Raw genomic sequence first — 19,060 nt, 5'->3', positions numbered from 1 at the left:
AGGCTTATTGCATGAACAGTTTTATTAGTTGGATTGGTGGAAAGAAGTTATTACGAAAGCAGATACTTGAACAGTTTCCGGATCAGGCTGCCTATAACAGGTATATTGAGGTGTTCGGCGGAGCCGGCTGGGTATTGTTTTCAAAAGATAAACATGCTCCGTTGGAAGTTTTTAACGATGTCAACGGGGAATTGATCAATCTGTACCGGGTGGTAAAATATCACCCGGAACCACTGCAGAAGGAACTGGAATGGCTGCTTATGTCCCGGGAACAATTTTTTGATGAGCTAAACCGGAATATCAGAGGAATGACGGACATACAACGGGCCGCTCGGTTCTTCTGCCTGATCAGGGAGAGTTTTGGTACAGATTGTAAATCTTTTAGAGTAAGTCCAAGAGATATGCAGAAAACTGTTGATTATCTAAAAGAGGTGTCAGGACGGTTAAATCGAGTGGTAATAGAGAACCAGGGCTTTGAACGATTGATAAAAACATATGACAGGCCAGATGGTTTATTCTATCTGGATCCACCATATTACGAAGCAGAGAAGTATTATCCAGATCGGTTCAATCCAGAGGATCATGAAAGACTTCGGAACTGTTTAGGTAATATAAAGGGTAAATTCATCTTGTCTTATAACGATTGCCAGTGGATCAGGAATTTGTATGAGGGATATACCATTATTGAAGTTGATAGAATGGATAATTTGGTAAATAAGGGTAGGAGCAGGAGATATAAAGAATTGATTATAAAGAATTACGAATAGATCCTGATATAAATCCATTTAAAATGCCTGTCGATTTTGGGTCGATGGGTGTTTTCTTTTATTTAATTTTGTTGTATGATGAAAGAAAAACAGGAGGATAGATAAATGGAATATGAAAGTTATGAGATTATCCCGCAGTTCGGAAAGACTATTTTTAATAATGAAATTTTAGATCGCTGAGGTTATCAATTACGAATCTCATTGATATAGAAAGATTAAGATATAGTGATGATTCTTATTTACACATATGCAAGAAAAAATATTATCAATAGTCACCTTATTGTAAAATTCGGTTACATTATTAAAATTTATGGTATAGTACTGGGGGTATAAAGTTGGTTGATTTCATCGGGATAAGCAAAAGGGAATATGATGAATTGGGCTTCTTATATGAGCAAAGGTATGGGCCATATAAGCCATTTAAAGAGGGGATAGTTGTTGATGGTGACATCAATCCTTACATAAGGCAGCTTATGGATGTTACTTTTGAGAACGAAGTGGAAAAAATCAAAATAGAAGATGTTGAGAAATTTTTGTTTAATAAGTTGAATCGTGAAGAAGCTCGTAAAATTTTAACGTTGCTTTTAAAATTTAAAGTAATATCCGAGCAAGGGAATCTATTAATGAATAAGGATGAATATACAAGATATATTGAATCATTACTTTGTAAAGAAGAATCAAATAGAAATCCAATAAAAGATCGGCCATTAAGACAATATTTAATTTACGGTATATTAATTATAATATCTATATGTCTATTTATCATTACAAATAAAATATTAGGAATAACTATCTTAATTCCTGCATTTGTACTAATTATTTCTTTATATTTCAATTGCAGAAAATAAAAATGTGAATATTCTTTTCACATGAAAATTAGGTAAGAGAAAATGATACCCCCCAGGTTAGAAAATGGAAATCTGAAATGTCCATTTTGAAATTGCAAAAATTACCGTTGAAAATCTGGTTTAGATTGTGTTAATATTTTGAGGAAAATCCAGTGCAGATTCGTACAATAATTTGAGAATTTCCAACCTAGCCACAGAAAGGCCAACGTTCCTACAATGATGGTGCCATATGACTTAATACTTAATCAGGGCTTTTTATTTGCCTAGTAGTGAGCATTAAAATGGCACAGGGTCAACTTGATCGCATTTAGAGGGTTGAGGCCATATAAATGCTATTTGGTGCTATGATACCATATACAAGTAGCGACTTCAAGGGTAGATTCAGAGAGATGCCAGAACCGCCAGAGTGGCGGCCCCCGTTGCGTAGCTCTATTTAACATAGGCTTGTACCTCCTCACTTTGATTTTTGCATACCTCAAGCCGCGCCCGTCCACGTCCTGCCCCGTGGCTTATAGTGCGTTGCCTGATAATATGCTGGGTGCTATCGTGCAACCGCTTTAAACGCCGGATTACGTCACCGGGGCGGTGTAGGGTAGAGAGTTGCCGGCTTGCTCCAGGTAGTAGACAGGTACGGACCTTTTACAAGTGCTTAATAGCCGCCACCGGAATCGAACCGGTGGTACTCCAATGGCCTATAGTTGATGAAAGCTGTCTGAACAGCGATACATTGCAGATCTGGCAGCAGCGAAATTCTTATGTACTGAATCTTTAATTTTCTTCCCTGTTTGAAGCCGCACAATTAAACGCGCGTCCTCTGGTCGGTGTGATATGGTAGCGGTACAGCCGTAGAAGTCTTTATATTTCTTTTTCATTGACTTTCATTCTCCCCTTATCCCTGGGGGCCGGGAAATAAGAACGGCGGCGAACTGAACTGCCCACGGCTTAACCGTCACCGTCTGGCTTAATATTCATCTGGGAAAAGCACGGTTATAATATCATTATCCCGCTTTATCCAGATTTTGACGCCGTCCAGCATGTAGGCGCTTAGGGCGTATTCCGGGTCCGTGTTGTTAATTCCTGCGTCCTCCTCGTTTATGCCTCCCCAGTCTCCGCTAAGGTGCCTGGAAAGCGAATGATGTACAAATTGCTTAAACTCTTTGGATTGTTCCATTTTTTCTGCAACTCCTACAGTAGTGCAAAATCTCATAGTCCTTGACACCTCCTTGCCCATTTTCTGAAGCATTTTAACGGCAGCTGTCTCGTGTGTTCTCATGTGCTTGCTTCCTTTCTTCTTGGATAAATGACAGCCGGGGAAATGCTCCCCGGTTTCGCTCTTGCCTGCCTGTTATGCCGTTTGAAGTGTTTCTGTTGGGTCTGTACGGAAAATAAATGCTTTCCGGAATTTTGAATAATAGCCGCCACGGTCGTTCATGGCCTTGCTTTCTTCGAGGTATGCAGCCCTGTCCAAAGTCTCCGTAATTCGCACAAGCCAGAGCCCGGAGCCGTCCCGGCTGTCTTCACCTTTGGTTATTTTGTAGGTGTAGCCGCCTTTCTGTTCCAGGACTTGCGTTTCTGCCGGTTCTGGTGTCTTGCTGGCCTTAGATAGTTTAGATTCCTTTTTTTTGATTCTCGCTGTCTTAGTAACGATTTTAAAATCATTTGATACCTTGCAACCGAAATAGTAAAAATCAACGTGGAAATAATCAATCTGCGCGTCGCAATCCTCAAAATTATAACTATTCACTTCCCGGTTCACGTCCTCAATGACAGCGGCGGTTTGATCATTGTAAACCTTGTAAAAATCGGATATCTCCCAAGCCTCAAGAATGGCCGCTTTTAACTCGTGGTCAAACCAAGAATCTTTATTAAAAAGGTTATTTACCCTAAGCTTTCTGTGGATATTGCTGATGTCCTCCTTGCTTAAATCCTCAATACCTTTAAATAATCCGTGAGGGGATTCTTTCAACTCCACATGGATTTCTGAACACATGGAAGCAGATGAGAAGCGGACGCTAAACTTGTAAGTCGGGTAAACTTCTTTAACATAGGCACGGATCAGTGCAGCTACTTCCTTCGTGGAGCGGCTCCAATCATGCCTTGAGCCTTTCCAACCAAAATCAGTGTAAAATTCGCTTCTGGTGCTGTCTGCGGTCTCTTTCGTGGGTTCCGATGCGGTTGTATTGTATTTGTGTTTCCAAATTGGAAAGAGTGCGTCATACTCGCCATTGATGGCTTTCATAACTTCCGGGTCGCCGCCAGCGTCCGGGTGATTCTTCCTTGCTAATGCCTTGAACTGATTCTTTAAATCCTCTAAATTCTTTACATTCTTAAAATATGTTGTCATGATGTTATCCTCCTAAAATTTGATAATCCGGCGGTTGCTTTGACGCTACGGCTTGACCGCCGCCAGTAAATTAAATTATTGCAATTCGTTTGTCGCCACTGTCAAGGACTTTTTGGAGCTTGTTAGACATACTGGTTAAGTTCTCTGCTTTGAGATTTAAGAGCCCTTTTTCAATGTTGCTTGCTTCAGGGGACGCGGCAGCATTTGTATTAATTGCTGCATTCCTATCAAGTTCCCCAATAATCCATGCAATTTCAGTTGTGGTTAATTTAATCATTCTGTTACCTCCGATTTTTTGTTTTCCCCCACTCTGCATTTACCAGGGCTTGTGACCTGCAGAACTTGTCCGGCTACATTAGAGGGCGGCAGTGGCCGCCTAATAAGCAAATTTTGAATTGAAGAAGATCGACATGTAATGAGACTTTGAAACTCTTACTGGTCGGAAGTTCAGGCAACCGACTTGCTGGCCTATGTAATAGTGGTTACATTTTGATATTTTGCAGATCCAGATTTTATTTTGATTCCAGTTATCAACTCTATGTTCTATTTTCATGTGTGGTCCTTTCTGCCCTCGTGACCTCCGGGGTGGGAATTGAGTTAATTTAATTTTCCGTGCCCTCTACATATTGATAAAGAATTCTATAGACAAGATCACATTCTGCTTTCCCATAGCCGCTTTTCTCAAGGGTTTCTCTGACTGATAATGCTGATGGCAAGTATTCCGGAATCTCTTCAATCTTTATAAAGTCTCCATTTCCTCTCCAGGTGTTCATAAGCTTTTTTTTGCTAGTTGCGGGGATATATTCTTTCCAAACGTGCTCACCGTCATCAATAATGCATTCAAACTTTTTAATCTTCATATTATTACGACCTTTCAAATTGAATTGATTTGTGTTGCTTGCTATGTGATTATATTACACGTTAATAGAATAAAAATCAATAGAAAAATACACGATAATAGAATACTGGCATATTACACAAAAATAGAATGTAATTGAAGGCGATATATTGTTAAAAACATACATGATAATAGAATGTTGACAATTACATGATTTTAGAATATTATTAAACATAGAATGATACACGATAATAGAAAGCGGTGAGATAGTGGCAAATTACGGAGAAAATGGAATTATAGATTTTGAAAAGTTTTGGAATTTAATGGACAGGAAGGGGTTAAAAAAGCAGTGGCTTATAGATAATGGAATCCATCGTGCCACTGTTTATAAGTTGGTAAAAAATGAGAATGTCACTTGTGAAGTCATATGTAATTTGTGTAAACTCTTGAAATGTCAACCTGGGCAAATAATGGAGTATAAGGATAAGATAGAAGTTACGCAATAATAGAATTGATTATTACATGACAATAGAATATAATGAGGTGTCAAAAGAAAGGAGATTAAGCCATGAACAATAGAGAAAGGGCGATAGAGCTATTGAATCAGGTCCCAGAGTATAAATTGGGCTATGTGCTGGCATATATCCAGGGCATAACGGCAGATGAAGAAGCGGATACTGCTTTCTGCGAAAGAATGTATCAAAATTATCTTAACGATCCTGATCCGGAAAAAGATAAAACATACAGTTTGGAAGAATGCAAAGAAGAATGGGGGATTGATTGATGTATCAAATCATCATCAAGAAGAAAGCTAAAAAGTTTATTGATAAACTCCCCATGAATGAGAAAAGAAGAGTTGTGGCGGCAATAGAACAACTTCCAAACGGCGAGGACATCAAGAAGCTAAAAGGGCATAGCGAACAAATGCGCTTAAGGGTTGGGAGTTACCGAATCATTTACACGGTGGATAATGGGGAATTGGTGGTAATTGTCATCGACGCAGGAAACAGAGGAGAAATATATAACGATTATTAGCGCTAAAGGGCCGGCGGTTGCTGGCTCTTTTTATATGCTCCATGGGCGGACAAAAAGAAAAGCCCTGCATCATCTGCAAGGCTGAACCTCTCCGGCATACCGTTTGGGGGCAGCCATGCCGGCGGCTGTTATAATACAAATAGCACAAACAAAATTTCTTGTCAAGGGTTGATTTGAAAATCATTTTATGCTAATCTGAAAAAGCCGAGGGGGCTCTACAAGAAATACTCAAGGGTATATCTTCCGGACATTGAGAATTTATCATGGTGATTAAATCAGGCAGGCAGAAGAGCAGAAAAGGCTTTGAAGCCTGCTTTTTGTATTCGAAAATATGCATTTTTTAGCCCTATATATTATAAAATATACATAGACATATTAGTTTATTAATAATATACTCTTAGGCTTTCTGTATCCCCTGAGGTATGTATAATAACTATATAGGGGAATATAAAAAAACTTTATACCAGATATTGACAGTTATTTAATTATCTGGTAACGTATAGACAATGACAACTAAAAGAAGGCAGTATATAGCCACGTTAATATATACATTTTGGTGGATAGGGATATATAGCAATTTTATATATTACTCCTCCGTCCTGGTAGCTCTCGGAGCCGTGACCCGTTGCATAACGTACATTGCAACAGGTGGCGGCTTTTTTATTTGCCCAAAAATCGTTTTTAAATGGACAGGTGAGAAAATGCCCGCAGTAGACATTTGAAACGGCGCACGGGGGCGAATTTGAACGTCAGAATGGATATTAAATCTAATGGTGATAGCACAGATAGAACAGGATCAGAATGAATCTAAAATCAAGGAGTTGATAACATGCAGGTAATAAGTGATAAGTGCGGTCGGGAGAGCTGCAGGTTTAATGGCACTGGGAAATGCACCGATCCAGAACAGCGGAATGAATGTCTGGAATTGCTATATCAGGTCATTCCTGACCCAGTGGATCGGATGAATTTTGCACTATCAGATCAGATGATTAAAGATTAATAAACCTGTGATATATACCCAGATAATAAATATATAAAGCTTTTATATGTATCTGTATGATACCTGTATAAGAGCCAGAAAGGAGATATAAATACAATGCCTAAATCAGATGATTATACAGTTAATAGCTTTATTATAGAGCTTAATACAGATGATAAAGACACAGACGATAAAGAATATATTAATAATATTACTGCTACCATTATGGATATCTCTAATGAGTTTATTAAAAGACATAGTAATATTAATTTATGTTCTTCTCAGGGGTTATCTGAGTTATTAAAAGATATAGGTCGTAAGTATAAAGTTAAATTTAATACAGTCACTAAAGAGTATGATATTAAAGAGCTTAATATATTATGGGATATCTATACTGTTATCTGTTGTACATGTAGAATTAAGCCTACATTACTTAGATTTTCCATGATGGTAAATATCAATAAAGACACTATCAACAGCTGGTTAAAAGGGGAATATGATGGTCGAGTCGCTTCTGGGCACTCCGTTTCGGCGCAAAAATGGAAATCAGAATGCGAATCAACTTTGTACGATGAAGTGATACAAACGGGCAATATTGGGTGCATGTTCGCCTTGAAAGCAAATTACGGGTATCGTGACAATGTCCAGATTATTGCCTATGATGACAAAGCTGGGAAGCCGGAATACAGCCGAGCAGAGATTGAGGATAGGGCAAAAACGGTCGACCTGCTACCAGGTTCGGCTGATGAGTTGCCGGATTAAGGGCATAAGAAAAGCCCCGGCGGTTGCCAGGGCAGATGTTAAATCAAGAATAGATTTTTTTGAATGGCTTCTTCAATTTGCTTTGGTTGAATGCCAATGTATCGTTGAGTAACTGCCGCGCTTGAGTGTTGCAGGAGTTGCCGAACAAGCTCAATATTGTATCCATTGTCATTGTAAAGGTTGGTCGCGTAGAATTTGCGGAAGCTGTGGGAACCAATATTATCAAGGCTTAGAGCCTCGCAGACCAGTTTTAAATGCTTCTGTATAGCTCTTTCACTTATGTCAAATAGCTTTGCCCGGCTTGAAATGCCGTTATCAAGCGCATATTGCAAGATATAATTATACAGATCAACCGGCACAGTAAAGTTTCTTTGCTTTTTAGTTTTACCCTCTGTGATGTCAAGACGATAACGTTCGCCGTCCTTGATAATGTCGCAGGCATGGAGCTGCAGAACATCACCAATACGTAAGCCCAGGTTGGCTTCCAGTACTAAGGCGGTAGCGATCCGGTTGTTTGGCTTACAGATAGTGCCGTCTTTGGCTGTGAAGCCAGACCGGATTGTGTCAATGATAAGCTGATATGATTCTCTGGTTAGTGTAACAGTTTTTTTATTCATTCTGTACTCCTCCTTGAAAGTTCGTAAAATACTTCTGAAAAGTTCGTATAATCTATTAACACCATCATACCACACCATAAAACCATTGTAAATACGTAATAGTTCGTTTTTGATATGTTTTACGAACTCTAAAAACGTAGACTGAACAGGTAGCCGGAGGGGGTCTAGGGGCAGGCAGTTTAGGAGCCAGTCACCTATCCGAGTAAAAATGAATCATTTATTCTGTACCACAAAAGGAGTTATCAATGAATAGTAAGTTGGATTTAATTAATCATGGAATTGACCTTTTCACTGCTGACAGTATGCTGACCGATTACAAGGCTCGTATTGGAACCATGAATGGCGTTTATGAAATCATGGATATAAATTATGATTTTGCCGAAAGAGGAAGAGATGTTACGCTGAAATGCTCTCTTTGCGGAAAAGTAATTCATCGCATGATGATAAATGGCCGTAATAAATGGTCCGAGTTGATTAAATCGTGTAAATGCCAAAAAGAAGCAGCAAGGGTGGAAGCTGAAAAAATTTTAAAAAATAAAAAAGCATTAATTCTTTCGGAGATTGGAAAGAGACATGGTGATTATGAGGTTATTGAAGTTGAATTTGGCAGTCCTGATAAATTGACCGTCAGGTGTTTAACTTGTGGCGGTGAGAAACAGGTTATGGCAAGCGTAATTGTTAATGGAACATGGAAAGGTTCAAAATGCCATAAGCATTATGTTCAGCTGGTAAAATATGATGAATCCTATATCGGACGAAAAAACAATTTTCTTACAGTTACTGGCTTAACGAAAAATGAACGGAAAGAAAAGCGTTTTATTTGCAAGTGTGACTGCGGAAAAATAACACACGTCAATCCAAATAACTGGGAAACTGGAGTGGTAAAAAGTTGTGGTTGTATGGCTATCGAACTTATGCGAAATGCACTTAAAAAAGAAAATCCGTTGAACAGTAGGCGTATATACCGTATATGGCAAGGAATGAAACAAAGGTGCTATAATTCCCGGACTGATAACTACGCGGATTATGGGGGCAGGGGAATCTGCATTTGTCCTCAGTGGTTAGATTCTTGTGAGGAATTTGAAGCGTGGGCATTGAGCAACGGATATTCAGATGAATTATCGATTGACCGAATAAATGTAAATGGTAATTACGAACCATCTAACTGCAGGTGGGCAACGGATGAAATGCAAATGAAAAATCGCAGACCCATTGATGAATGGGTTGGTCCCACAGGTAGAAAGAAAGTACTTTGGACCATAAATGGCATTGAAAAGCCAGCAAGAGAGTGGTGCTCTCAATTTGGTGTTTCTATGGAGACGGTAGCTTATCGTGTAAAGCATAAAGGCATGTCCATAGAAGAGGCTTTAACGGTTCCTAAAATGACGGATGGTAGACCGAAAAGAGGTGAGTAAATGCGAACTGGTAGACCAACAATGGACAAGAAAGAATCAACAATTAAGCTTAGGATTAATGAAGATATGCGTTCCTGGGTAGAGAGAAGAGCGGATAGAGAAAAGGTTTCAATGTCGGAATATCTGCGCAAGCTTATTTTAAATGATATGCGTGATTGATGGTCCTGAAAAATTTTTAAAATATAAAAAGGCCTTTCCCCTGGAGGATACATAAATGTTCAATCGTAAATTATTGTTAGCCAAAAGACATAGAGGAACTTTCCTGTTTGCATTTGTGAATTTCAGAACTCAGGAATGCTATGAATGGTACGTTCAGTTTTCTTTAAAGAAACCTTGGTGGATTCCCAGATATGATCCGTACTTTCTGAATGACGGTAAGTGGCCATTAGCCTGTTGGTTGTTTTTTTATTTTGGTAGGCATACAAGAGGGGCAATTATTCCTTGCACGAATAGTGATGTTGGAGATGATAAAAAACCAATTATTGATAAAGCCGGGAACCCGTATATGATTTATAACCTGCCAGATGAAGATCTGGCCAGAAAGTTCCGACGAACCATTCTCCGGTATAACTGCAATGTAGAGGTTGAGAAAGATGGGGATACCGTGACTTTAATAAATCGGGTCCGGTCACGAAGATGGATTTCAATTTTTCTTAAAAACTAAAAAGGGTTGTATGCTATGAAGAAAAAGCTGTACATGGCAGTAGAAACCGATAAGTATGAGTTGCCGCTTTATGTGGCAGACACGTCAAGAGAACTGGCTGACTGGTCTGGATTAAGTATCGGATATGTGTTAAGCGCTATATCGCATGGTTACTCTGGAAAGAAAACAGGAATAAGATTCTTAAGGGTTGAGGTGGAATGGGAAAAAGATTTTCTGTAATAAGGCAATGTAAATAGCGATTTAGGAAATAATATTGTAAATGGGTCAGGGTTAACACCGGTATGGAACGCTTCGATTGGTGCAGGGGGACACACGCAGATCGGAAAATTAATGATTATTAATTTAAGGGTGCGAACATTTGAAACACTTACATCTGGAACTACTTATAGTATTACTGGTTTTCCTGCACCCAATTATGGCCCTGAAAATACTGTTCCAGTTATATGTAGTACGCCTTATAGTATAATGAATGCATACATCACCCCACAAGGTGTCTTGGCATTCACTCCTAACATAGACATAGTTATAGAAGAAGTAGTTTTATTCGGTGCTATCTATATAATTGCTTAAATGGATCATTTAATTAATCAGGTAACATACAGCAACAGAAAAAGTATTGCCACTTGCGATTATTTTTGTTGTATTTAGTGTTATGTTTTGAGAGCCAATTTCCCCTCCACTTATTGAAGCTATAGCAGTATCAGTGTATGATAAATTCCCCCCTATAAGATTTGCCACTATACCTCTATATACTTTGAGAGGTTTAGATAGGGTTAATTGTACCGCAAGAGTACCGTTGCCTGTAGCAGTTACCGTTTCCATGTAAATATTGGATCTGTTATCTAAATCGCTATTTAGGGTTCCGGCGTGCATGGGAAGTCGGATTAAATGCGGTCAATCAGGTGGCGGCACCTGGGCGTAAAGCAGCCAGCTGAATTTTTAGGGAGGTACCAAAATTGAGAAACTATAAAGTAATCGGAGCAAATGAAGAAATAATGAAAACTGCGTCAGATTCTTTTTTTAGACAGTTTGTTGAGTGGATGAACAGCGAAAGTATTGAAAACTCTGGTAGCTTCCAAGAAGCTGCAGATGTCGTCAGAAATGAATTTCTGCAGAAAGGTGACTGGTACAATGCTCTTGTGGCTTGCATTTATGGCTATCTGCAGGAGATAGATGGCTCAGTGCCTTATGACCAGATGGCATTGGAATTAGCAAACAGGATAGTTGGTATAGAAACGGATCCTGTAGAAGATACAGAATGCGGTTCTGAAGACTATGAATTTTGAAAGGAGTTACCCATGGACAAGAAAGAATTGAAAAGGCTCATTGATGGCCGGCAATACAGTTATGAGCCGTTCAAGGACGTTCGGCAGGAGGCAAAAGAAGCTGGTCTGGTTATCGTCAGCGGTGCTTCTGATGATTTGATGGAATTTGACGGTGCCATTTATGATGAACAAGGTTGTTTTGAAGGTGGCGTGATATATTTTGACCGTCAAGGTGCATTTGACAGTGATGGTTATGCTACAAACAAGATTGAAGCCCTTTGGTGTGACAAATCCGCATTAGATGAAAATGGGAATGTTATTACCTGGACTTATAAAACTGATATCCCCCATGAAACATTCATGATATATGAGGACCGAGAACCATATTGCAGGGGCATTGTGTTTGATTTGGAAGATGTGAAATAGGGGGTAAAGGATTTGGAATTGCTTAAATGGATTGTAACAGTCTGGAATGTAATTATGGTGATTTTCATTCTTTGGTTTTCCAGAGGGTTAATCTGGAAAAGAGATAAGGCAACGACGATTGGATTTGGTATTATGGCAATCATGTATATTTTGGCGATGGTGCCGATCTGGAAGTAATCGCATTCTCATGGATCTTCTATCAGAGCGTCCGGCTCATAACCGAGTGGGCATGGGTTAAATCTAGGGGGGTTATTTAATGGGCTATTGCCAAATGGTAAGGCACAGAATTTTGATTTCTGCATTTCCTAGTTCGAATCCGGGCAGCCCAATTTGCACAATGGAAATTGAATATTGATGGTTGGAGTGATATAATATTCCTATAAAGATAAAGGGGGAATATTATGAATTTTTATGATTGTAACGGTAGACCCATTGCATATTTAGATGATGATGGTGAGCATATTTATTTGTTTAATGGAAAACCAGTAGCATATTTATATGGTGAGACAATATATACATTTAGCGGACATCATATTGGCTGGTACGAAAACGGCTGGATTATTGACTTAAGAGGATATTATGTTTTCTTTACTGAAAACTCAAGTGGAAGTGGTCTAGGTAGGCCAGGTAGGCATGGAGTTCCAGGAAAGAGTGGAAAACATGGGTTACCGGGAAAGAGTGGAAGACATGGAGAATATGGTAAGCCAGGAAAGTGTTTAAGCTGGTCAAATCTATCGGGAGAACAATTTTTTAATCAATGACTTTATATTACCAACCATCAATATTCGGTGGTTGGTTTTTTATTACGAAAATGAGGTGAAAGTATGAGGTGTATGGACGAAAAAGAAGTTCGTAAGGAAGTGCAATTTGAGTATTATAAGAGAATGTTTGGATTCTGTGATAAAGAGCCATTGGTTGAAGTATTTGCGGCTCTGCTTGTGAAGCTAAATGATAATGGTGTAATGTTTAGTTTCCCTGATATTCAGACTGGGGATTGTTACGTGCCGATTTATGATAGCAATGGGGGATTCCGTGAGAGGTTGAAACTTTCGAAGCCAGACATTCCTTTATACGAGGAAATAAAACTGGATTTTTTACAGCATGATATACAAGTTTTGCAGAAAATGCAAAAGGAAATAGAAAACTTCCTTAAGCCGGTTTCTTTGGAATTATCTGTGGATACGATAGCGTCGTCCGGAGAACTGTTTATGGTTCTATGTGGACTGTGTACGTTTGAACAGCTGGAGCAGAATAACTGGCGGCGGCTACATGGCCTGCCTATGAAAAGGAGGGCGAAATGAAAGTAATAGACTTATTGGACATTCAAAAGATAGAAAATGCATTTGGTTTTTCGTTGTACGACTGGCAAAAGGATTATCTCTTGGGAAAAAGAAATATAAGAATGGGTGGTAGGAATAATGGAAACACACTTGCATATTGCCTGAAGCTTCTGCTTTCTGACGGGGAATCGATTAAACGCAGGGACTTATACAAATATCGTGATGAACGCCATGGTACTCATTATGATTCATGGTTTGCTCACTACCTATGGGATATTAATAAAATATTGGTTGCCGCCGGATTTGAAACGAGGTTAGAGAAATGAAGTTAAGAGATGTTTTGGCAGTTATTGATGATAATGAAACGGTCAGTATCAGTTTTGATTATAAGAGCCTAAAGAACTGTGAAAAATTAAGAAGAGAGCATTTAATTGATTTACTTGACCTGACAGTGAAGAATATCAGAACGGAAGGCTGCTCAATGTTTTTTGTAACCTTAACTGTTTCTGTTAGCGAAAATACAGGTGATTCCAAGACGGAAGAAATGGAATACTTCTTGCAAGTGGAAATTGAAACTTCTAGGAATCACATTAAAAATAAAGAGGATATATTTGCGTTCAATGGTATACCTGTTAGTCCATGGCTTACAGAAGCATTGAATGAGCGGCATATTGCGTTTTGCCAGCATCTATTGGATAAGATTCATTAAATCGTTGGGAGGTAGGAATAATTGAGATTAGCAACTACGGCTCTGCCAGTAAGAATAAATGGAAGCGAATATGTGAAGTACGGCGTTTATTTAGATCACGTAAAAGACCTATACAGGGAAATTAGTTCTTTAGAGAGCGAATTGCAAGCCCTGAAAAAAACATTTGATTTAACTGAAAAGGAAACAAAAGACATAAGAGTAATATATCGTTGCCGCCGGTGCGGTAAAGAATTTCAAGAGACAGGTGTTATAAGAGGAAGTATGCAAACAAATGGTGTTGATGTGCCTGTGGGGCCAGTTTGTTTGTACCATCTTTGTGATGATGGCATATATGGTCTGGGCGATTTAATCGGTGCATATGAGGTGAAGAATGAGCAATAGTAAAGTAATTGAATCAATGGAGAGAGAGCCGTTTGGGCGGGTTATGAAACATGATGAGCCAATGCATTGCATGATTGAGATAGATGGAGTTTTTTATCCTGCAATTATGCAAAGACATAATTTGGTCACGGTAAAACTTAGTGCTGACCAGAAAAAATTAATAGATTCCATGGACATACGCGAATATACTCTTGATGAACAATTTCACGCTTTGAAAGTGGAACCATTTGAAGTCACTTGCAATGATGGTCATAAAAGCATGTGCTATATGGCCGATAACAGGAGGTCGGTGATTGAATTGAATTTTTCAAAGTTAATGAATCTTCCTGAAGATGGATTTGATGGGCAGGCGGAGATAAGAGTATTGCCAGACGAGAGCCGTTGGGCGGCTTGCCCTTATTGTGGCAAAAAGGCAGTAAAAATTTTGCTAGAAACAAGAATACATATGATGCCGTACAAATGTAAGAATAGCAAGTGCCAAAGGGATTTTATTGTAAATGTATAATGTGAATTATAACGTCTGATTTAAACCAGCGCCTTGTGAGCCTTCAGACCTTTGTTAATAAACAGAGGAAGGGGGCTCTTTTTCTATGGATTTCCAGGAACACCGGGAAATAATCAAAAAATTAAAGCGGCAGATTGAGACGCCGCCTTCTTACGACATTCTGAACATTCTGTTATCAGAACTCCAATATACAATGCAAGATAATCCGGATTTTCCGGTTGATGATAGGGATTTTATCATGGCCTATTCCGGATTTATTAAGAAATGGGCGGTCTCAAGTTTTGTCCAGACCATGAATATACGGTGGGACGATTTGTACTGGAGGACTTTGCTCTTTGAGGCTCCATATTTATTTGAATCTTATCTGATTTACCTAGAGAAGAACCGGGAAGCAAAGGACCGCTTTTATTTACCGAAACGCAAGCAACTGAATAAGCATGGTTTGATCCAGGCAATGCAGGATCTGGAAGATGATAGGCTGGATATTTTGAGTATATCAATGCCTCCCGGAACGCAGAAAACTACCTTAGAGAAATTCTTTGCTTCGTGGGTAATAGGAAAGCACCCTGATGATTTTAGCTTGTTTTATTCTCATAGCGGCGATATCACGAGAATGTTCTATGACGGTATATATGATATCACCACAAATTCAGACGAATACACCTGGTGTGAAATATTCCCAGACGTGAGACTTGAAAGCACAAATGCTAAAACAGAGACGATTAATTTCAATAAATATAAGCCATTCCCCAATATTCAGTGCACATCTATTGGCTCAAAAAATGCCGGTAAAGTTAGGTGTAACCGGTACCTGTATTGTGATGATCTTATTGGCGGTATTGAAGAGGCTCTTAATAAAGTACGGTTAGATAAACTCTGGTCCCTCTACAGTGTTGACGGTAAACAGAGAAAGATGGACGGCTGTAAAGAAATCCATATTGCAACCAGATGGTCCGTACATGATGTCATTGGCCGGATTAAAAACTTATATCACGACAGTGACAGAGTGAGATTCATTCAGGTCCCCGATATTGATCCGGTAACCGAGGAATCGAATTTTGATTACGAATACAATGGTTTTTCTGTTGCTTTCTTCAATGACCAGGCATTGGCCATGGATGACATTTCCTATAAGTGTCTATATAAAAGCCAACCGATTGAGCGTGAAGGACTGCTATATCATGAAGATGAATTAAGACGATACTTTACGCTTCCGGAAAGAGAGCCTGAAGCTTTTCTTGGCATTTGTGATACGAAGGATAAGGGTACTGATTATATGTTTCTTCCTTGTGTGGCCCAATATGGAAATGATTATTACTGCCTGGATTGCATCTGTGATGATAATTCCGACTATGGTGTTCAATATGAAAGGTGCTCCAAGATAATCGTGGATTACAAGCTGCAGCAATGCCAATTTGAAAGCAATAACGGTGGTAGCCGTGTGGGGTACGAAGTGAATAAGCTGGTGGAGCAAAAAAACGGGCGTTGCAATATAACCACTAAATTTACTGATAGCAATAAGGAAACAAAAATTATTGTAAATGCGGATTGGGTCAAAAAGCATGTTTTATTTAAAGATTCTTCCTTGTATAAATCTAAAAGTGATTATGGGGTCATGATGAGTTTTCTGCTTAGTTATTCCGTAAAAGGTAAGAATGTTCATGATGATGTACCCGATGGTTGGGCACAGTTTGCATTGTTCACACAAAATATGGGTGGAGCTAAAGTCACAGTTTTTCAAAGACCATGTTAAGGAGATTTTATTTTTATGGCAAAAACATTGAGAAATCCCAAAAAGGAAAATTTAAGCTTATGGAATTCGTATCATAGCATGAAAAAACGCTGTTTGAATCCGAATTGTAAGCGTTATAAAGATTACGGTGGTAGAGGAATCAAAATCTATGATGAGTGGTTAAAGGGCTTTGATGAATTTGCAGATTGGGCAAAAGCAAATGGATACAGGAATGGATTAACCATAGAACGAAAAGATGTGAATGGTGATTACGAACCCCAAAACTGTATTTGGATTACAAGGCAACAGCAGGCATTTAATAAAAGAGATTCTATCTTTGTTACTTACCAGGGACAGACGAAGGATTTAATGGTGTGGTGTAATGAATTAGATCTAACGTATGATACAATTCACAATCGAATTACTCATGGGTGGTCTTCTGAAAGGGCATTTAAAAGACCTACTAATAGGAAGTCATTTGCCCAATTGTGTAGAGAGCATGATATAAAACCATCAACGGTTAGGGACAGAGTTTGTAAATTGGGGTGGGATTTGGAAACCGCTTTAAATACGCCGAGTGCTGGATTAGGTGCCAATAGGCAAACTTATATGAGGAGGGTTTGATTATGAAATTGACGAGGGAGTATTTAGCAACTTATACATATTTGGAATCCGAGATTAAGCGTCTCAGGCGTAGGATAAAATACTATGAGAATAATCCGTTGACTTCTGAATATGGAATTGTAAAAGGATCCCTAAAGCAGTTCCCGTATACGGAGTGCCATTTTGTGGTTTCCGGTGCAAGTGTCAAATCAAATGAAGAAAGAGAAAAGATGGTCCGGCAGCTCCTGATTGATTTGAAAGGCAACGAGCAGCTGTTTGAAGATATGAAATTAGAGATAGAGTGCTATCTTGAAAAACTGGGACCCGAATTAGTGGAGATTAAGCAGATTTTGTATTATCGGTATGTTGAGCGGTGGTCATATGAAGCTATAGCAAAGGAATTGAATTATGATAGAACTACTGTTCAGAAGAAGATTGATAAGTATTTGGAACCGAGTGATTTAACTGATTTTTCAAAGTGATATTATAATTGTTTTCGCATTTGAGTTGACAGAAAACTAGAATGCGAGTATAATCCGAGTATAAATAAAAACAGAGAGGTGAAAATATGAGAAAAACAATACAACAGATAAACCTTGAGACGGGTATTAAGATAGGAGTAATTGAAGAATTTCGAAGAAAATTACAAATATTAAATATAATATCTAATAATGAATCGCTAAATGAAGAACATGTCGACTTATTAAAAAAGATTGCAAATGAAAAGAGTGAAAATGATACTTGGGAAAAAGTGATGTATAAGAATTTATATGAGAATTATTGGAATATTTTGCATACTCAGTTTGAATGGCAAACTAAAACAGTAATGGAAGATCTAATTTGGAATATTAAGAATGAGAATTATAATGTAGATGATTTAATGTATCAAGAAGGTAGTATTGCTCTTAAAGATAAAAAGTTTCATGTTTATTGTAGCATCATCGATAATTTTGCGGCACAAGGTAAAGTTTACGAGCCATATGAAAATAGTATGGGGTCGGATGGTAATACTATAATGTATGAAGTAAAACATAATAAAGAAAAATACATCTATTATGTAATAGGAAAGTTAAACCATTATACTGGTAACGAGGATATGCATATTTTTTATAACGATGATGATGAATTTAATATAATGAAATGCAGATATGTATGTGGAGGGCCTTCAGATGAAGGTATTTATAAAGAATTATTTGAAACAATACATAACGCTTATAATAAATTAAAAGGCAATGAATAAATAAAATTATTAGCTAATATTTCCCACATTTCCCATTTCTAATATGTTAAAATGATATTGTGGTATAGAATGAAAAGAAAGCGTTGTCGCAAAGATGGCGCTTTTTTGTATGTCTGGAGGTGGGAGATTGGCGTTTGAAGGCTGGTTATTAAAAATAAATGGAACAGTGTTCCCGAATGAGCTGATCGCGCTTGAATCCTATAAGTGTACGCCGGATCAGATAATGGACCTTGACCCATACCGTGATGGTGATGGCGCTCTCCACCGAAATGCCCTGCCGCATACAGCTACCTCCATGGAATTTTCTACCACGTATTTGCGATTAATGGACGTAGACAGGCTGAATGCTTTTGTCCCACATGGAAACAGAGTAAAATGTCAAATTGAATACTGGAATCCAAACACGTCCTCGTATAAATCGGGGGCGTTTTATATTTCAGATATTCCCTATGAGATTGTGAATGTTGATGAGAGTAAAAAGGATATACTCTATAAGCCGATTAAGATAACAATAACTGAGTATTAGTCCAGCTAATAAATGTCAATAGTGAATTAAAAAATATTTGATATTTACAATGAAACAAAATAGGGCAACTTTAATAGACCCTTTGATATTTCATCAAGTGGCTGGCTCGAAGGAGGTATTCATT

29 protein-coding genes and 1 tRNA gene are annotated in these 19,060 nt (G+C 38.4%); 25 read left to right on the top strand and 5 right to left on the bottom strand.

Annotated elements, in window-relative coordinates; genetic code table 11:
• Window positions 1-11 precede the first annotated feature (11 nt).
• Window positions 12-767, top strand: a complete 756-nt coding sequence (locus EFT72_RS07280) for a DNA adenine methylase (protein WP_124066251.1) — start codon at window positions 12-14, stop codon at window positions 765-767.
• A gap of 335 nt (window positions 768-1,102) precedes the next feature.
• A complete protein-coding gene (locus EFT72_RS07275; protein WP_124066250.1) occupies window positions 1,103-1,615 on the top strand; it encodes a hypothetical protein in 513 nt (170 codons plus the stop codon).
• Window positions 1,616-2,576: 961 nt separating this feature from the next.
• Here EFT72_RS07275 and EFT72_RS07270 read toward each other — a convergent pair.
• From EFT72_RS07270 to EFT72_RS07255, 4 genes are all read right to left on the bottom strand, one after another.
• A complete protein-coding gene (locus EFT72_RS07270) occupies window positions 2,577-2,888 on the bottom strand; it encodes a hypothetical protein (protein ID WP_243109970.1) in 312 nt (103 codons plus the stop codon).
• 72 nt (window positions 2,889-2,960) lie between these two features.
• Window positions 2,961-3,959, bottom strand: coding sequence for an LPD29 domain-containing protein (locus tag EFT72_RS07265; protein ID WP_124066249.1), 999 nt, complete (start codon window positions 3,957-3,959; stop codon window positions 2,961-2,963).
• Between the two features lie 70 nt (window positions 3,960-4,029).
• Window positions 4,030-4,236 (bottom strand): hypothetical protein, encoded by a 207-nt coding sequence (locus EFT72_RS07260; protein ID WP_124066248.1) that lies wholly within the window; start codon window positions 4,234-4,236, stop codon window positions 4,030-4,032.
• A 325-nt stretch (window positions 4,237-4,561) separates the two neighbouring features.
• Entirely contained in the window at window positions 4,562-4,819 is a 258-nt protein-coding gene (locus EFT72_RS07255; RefSeq protein WP_124066247.1) for a hypothetical protein, read from the bottom strand.
• Window positions 4,820-5,365: 546 nt separating this feature from the next.
• Between EFT72_RS07255 and EFT72_RS07245 the strand changes: the two genes are divergently transcribed.
• The 4 genes from EFT72_RS07245 (at window position 5,366) to EFT72_RS07235 (ending at window position 7,573) form a co-directional block, all read left to right on the top strand.
• Window positions 5,366-5,581 (top strand): hypothetical protein, encoded by a 216-nt coding sequence (locus tag EFT72_RS07245; RefSeq protein ID WP_124066245.1) that lies wholly within the window; start codon window positions 5,366-5,368, stop codon window positions 5,579-5,581.
• Entirely contained in the window at window positions 5,581-5,832 is a 252-nt protein-coding gene (locus EFT72_RS07240) for a type II toxin-antitoxin system RelE/ParE family toxin (protein WP_206426616.1), read from the top strand. Before EFT72_RS07245 ends, EFT72_RS07240 begins: the two co-directional genes overlap by 1 nt.
• A gap of 829 nt (window positions 5,833-6,661) precedes the next feature.
• Window positions 6,662-6,832 (top strand): hypothetical protein, encoded by a 171-nt coding sequence (locus tag EFT72_RS19225; RefSeq protein WP_164473107.1) that lies wholly within the window; start codon window positions 6,662-6,664, stop codon window positions 6,830-6,832.
• 96 nt (window positions 6,833-6,928) lie between these two features.
• Window positions 6,929-7,573, top strand: a complete 645-nt coding sequence (locus EFT72_RS07235; RefSeq protein WP_124066243.1) for a hypothetical protein — start codon at window positions 6,929-6,931, stop codon at window positions 7,571-7,573.
• A gap of 38 nt (window positions 7,574-7,611) precedes the next feature.
• Here the strand turns inward: EFT72_RS07235 and EFT72_RS07230 are convergent, their stop codons facing one another.
• On the bottom strand, window positions 7,612-8,190 hold the full coding sequence (locus tag EFT72_RS07230; protein ID WP_124066242.1) for a tyrosine-type recombinase/integrase: 579 nt from the start codon (window positions 8,188-8,190) through the stop codon (window positions 7,612-7,614).
• 245 nt (window positions 8,191-8,435) lie between these two features.
• On the opposite strand from EFT72_RS07230, the gene EFT72_RS07225 reads away from it, so the two are divergent.
• The 19 genes from EFT72_RS07225 (at window position 8,436) to EFT72_RS07140 (ending at window position 18,936) form a co-directional block, all read left to right on the top strand.
• Window positions 8,436-9,605: a hypothetical protein gene (locus EFT72_RS07225; RefSeq protein ID WP_124066241.1), complete on the top strand. Its 1,170-nt coding sequence runs from the start codon at window positions 8,436-8,438 to the stop codon at window positions 9,603-9,605.
• Window positions 9,606-9,764: a ribbon-helix-helix protein, CopG family gene (locus EFT72_RS07220; protein ID WP_124066240.1), complete on the top strand. Its 159-nt coding sequence runs from the start codon at window positions 9,606-9,608 to the stop codon at window positions 9,762-9,764. It begins immediately after the preceding gene.
• 55 nt (window positions 9,765-9,819) lie between these two features.
• The gene (locus EFT72_RS07215; protein WP_124066239.1) at window positions 9,820-10,269 is read left to right on the top strand and encodes a hypothetical protein; all 450 of its coding nucleotides are present in this window, start codon (window positions 9,820-9,822) and stop codon (window positions 10,267-10,269) included.
• A 15-nt stretch (window positions 10,270-10,284) separates the two neighbouring features.
• Window positions 10,285-10,488, top strand: a complete 204-nt coding sequence (locus EFT72_RS07210) for a hypothetical protein (RefSeq protein WP_124066238.1) — start codon at window positions 10,285-10,287, stop codon at window positions 10,486-10,488.
• Between the two features lie 737 nt (window positions 10,489-11,225).
• Window positions 11,226-11,555 (top strand): hypothetical protein, encoded by a 330-nt coding sequence (locus EFT72_RS07205; RefSeq protein WP_124066237.1) that lies wholly within the window; start codon window positions 11,226-11,228, stop codon window positions 11,553-11,555.
• Between the two features lie 12 nt (window positions 11,556-11,567).
• The gene (locus EFT72_RS07200) at window positions 11,568-11,960 is read left to right on the top strand and encodes a hypothetical protein (RefSeq protein ID WP_124066236.1); all 393 of its coding nucleotides are present in this window, start codon (window positions 11,568-11,570) and stop codon (window positions 11,958-11,960) included.
• Between the two features lie 12 nt (window positions 11,961-11,972).
• Window positions 11,973-12,137, top strand: coding sequence for a hypothetical protein (locus EFT72_RS19220; RefSeq protein WP_164473106.1), 165 nt, complete (start codon window positions 11,973-11,975; stop codon window positions 12,135-12,137).
• Window positions 12,138-12,217: 80 nt separating this feature from the next.
• Window positions 12,218-12,289 (top strand) — tRNA-Gln (locus EFT72_RS07195).
• Between the two features lie 72 nt (window positions 12,290-12,361).
• Window positions 12,362-12,721, top strand: coding sequence for a 4-fold beta flower protein (locus EFT72_RS07190; protein ID WP_124066235.1), 360 nt, complete (start codon window positions 12,362-12,364; stop codon window positions 12,719-12,721).
• A gap of 63 nt (window positions 12,722-12,784) precedes the next feature.
• A complete protein-coding gene (locus EFT72_RS07185; protein ID WP_124066234.1) occupies window positions 12,785-13,261 on the top strand; it encodes a hypothetical protein in 477 nt (158 codons plus the stop codon).
• The gene (locus EFT72_RS07180) at window positions 13,258-13,566 is read left to right on the top strand and encodes a hypothetical protein (protein ID WP_124066233.1); all 309 of its coding nucleotides are present in this window, start codon (window positions 13,258-13,260) and stop codon (window positions 13,564-13,566) included. Before EFT72_RS07185 ends, EFT72_RS07180 begins: the two co-directional genes overlap by 4 nt.
• Window positions 13,563-13,949, top strand: coding sequence for a hypothetical protein (locus tag EFT72_RS07175; RefSeq protein WP_124066232.1), 387 nt, complete (start codon window positions 13,563-13,565; stop codon window positions 13,947-13,949). Before EFT72_RS07180 ends, EFT72_RS07175 begins: the two co-directional genes overlap by 4 nt.
• Before the next feature lie 21 nt (window positions 13,950-13,970).
• Window positions 13,971-14,330 (top strand): hypothetical protein, encoded by a 360-nt coding sequence (locus EFT72_RS07170; RefSeq protein ID WP_124066231.1) that lies wholly within the window; start codon window positions 13,971-13,973, stop codon window positions 14,328-14,330.
• A complete protein-coding gene (locus tag EFT72_RS19640) occupies window positions 14,320-14,835 on the top strand; it encodes a hypothetical protein (RefSeq protein WP_243109969.1) in 516 nt (171 codons plus the stop codon). The genes EFT72_RS07170 and EFT72_RS19640 overlap by 11 nt, the downstream gene beginning before the upstream one ends.
• Before the next feature lie 85 nt (window positions 14,836-14,920).
• On the top strand, window positions 14,921-16,588 hold the full coding sequence (locus EFT72_RS07160) for a hypothetical protein (RefSeq protein WP_124066230.1): 1,668 nt from the start codon (window positions 14,921-14,923) through the stop codon (window positions 16,586-16,588).
• Between the two features lie 15 nt (window positions 16,589-16,603).
• A complete protein-coding gene (locus EFT72_RS07155) occupies window positions 16,604-17,191 on the top strand; it encodes a hypothetical protein (protein ID WP_124066229.1) in 588 nt (195 codons plus the stop codon).
• A gap of 2 nt (window positions 17,192-17,193) precedes the next feature.
• Entirely contained in the window at window positions 17,194-17,652 is a 459-nt protein-coding gene (locus tag EFT72_RS07150) for a sigma-70 region 4 domain-containing protein (protein WP_243109968.1), read from the top strand.
• A gap of 86 nt (window positions 17,653-17,738) precedes the next feature.
• Window positions 17,739-18,410: a hypothetical protein gene (locus EFT72_RS07145; RefSeq protein WP_124066227.1), complete on the top strand. Its 672-nt coding sequence runs from the start codon at window positions 17,739-17,741 to the stop codon at window positions 18,408-18,410.
• Between the two features lie 127 nt (window positions 18,411-18,537).
• Window positions 18,538-18,936, top strand: coding sequence for a DUF6711 family protein (locus EFT72_RS07140; protein WP_124066226.1), 399 nt, complete (start codon window positions 18,538-18,540; stop codon window positions 18,934-18,936).
• Window positions 18,937-19,060: the final 124 nt, after the last annotated feature.

This window comes from Clostridium sp. E02, assembly GCF_003833015.1.
GTDB lineage: Bacteria > Bacillota > Clostridia > Lachnospirales > Lachnospiraceae > Lacrimispora.
The sequence above is the reverse complement of the archived record's forward strand: the minus strand, read 5'-3'. Positions and strand labels throughout refer to the sequence as shown.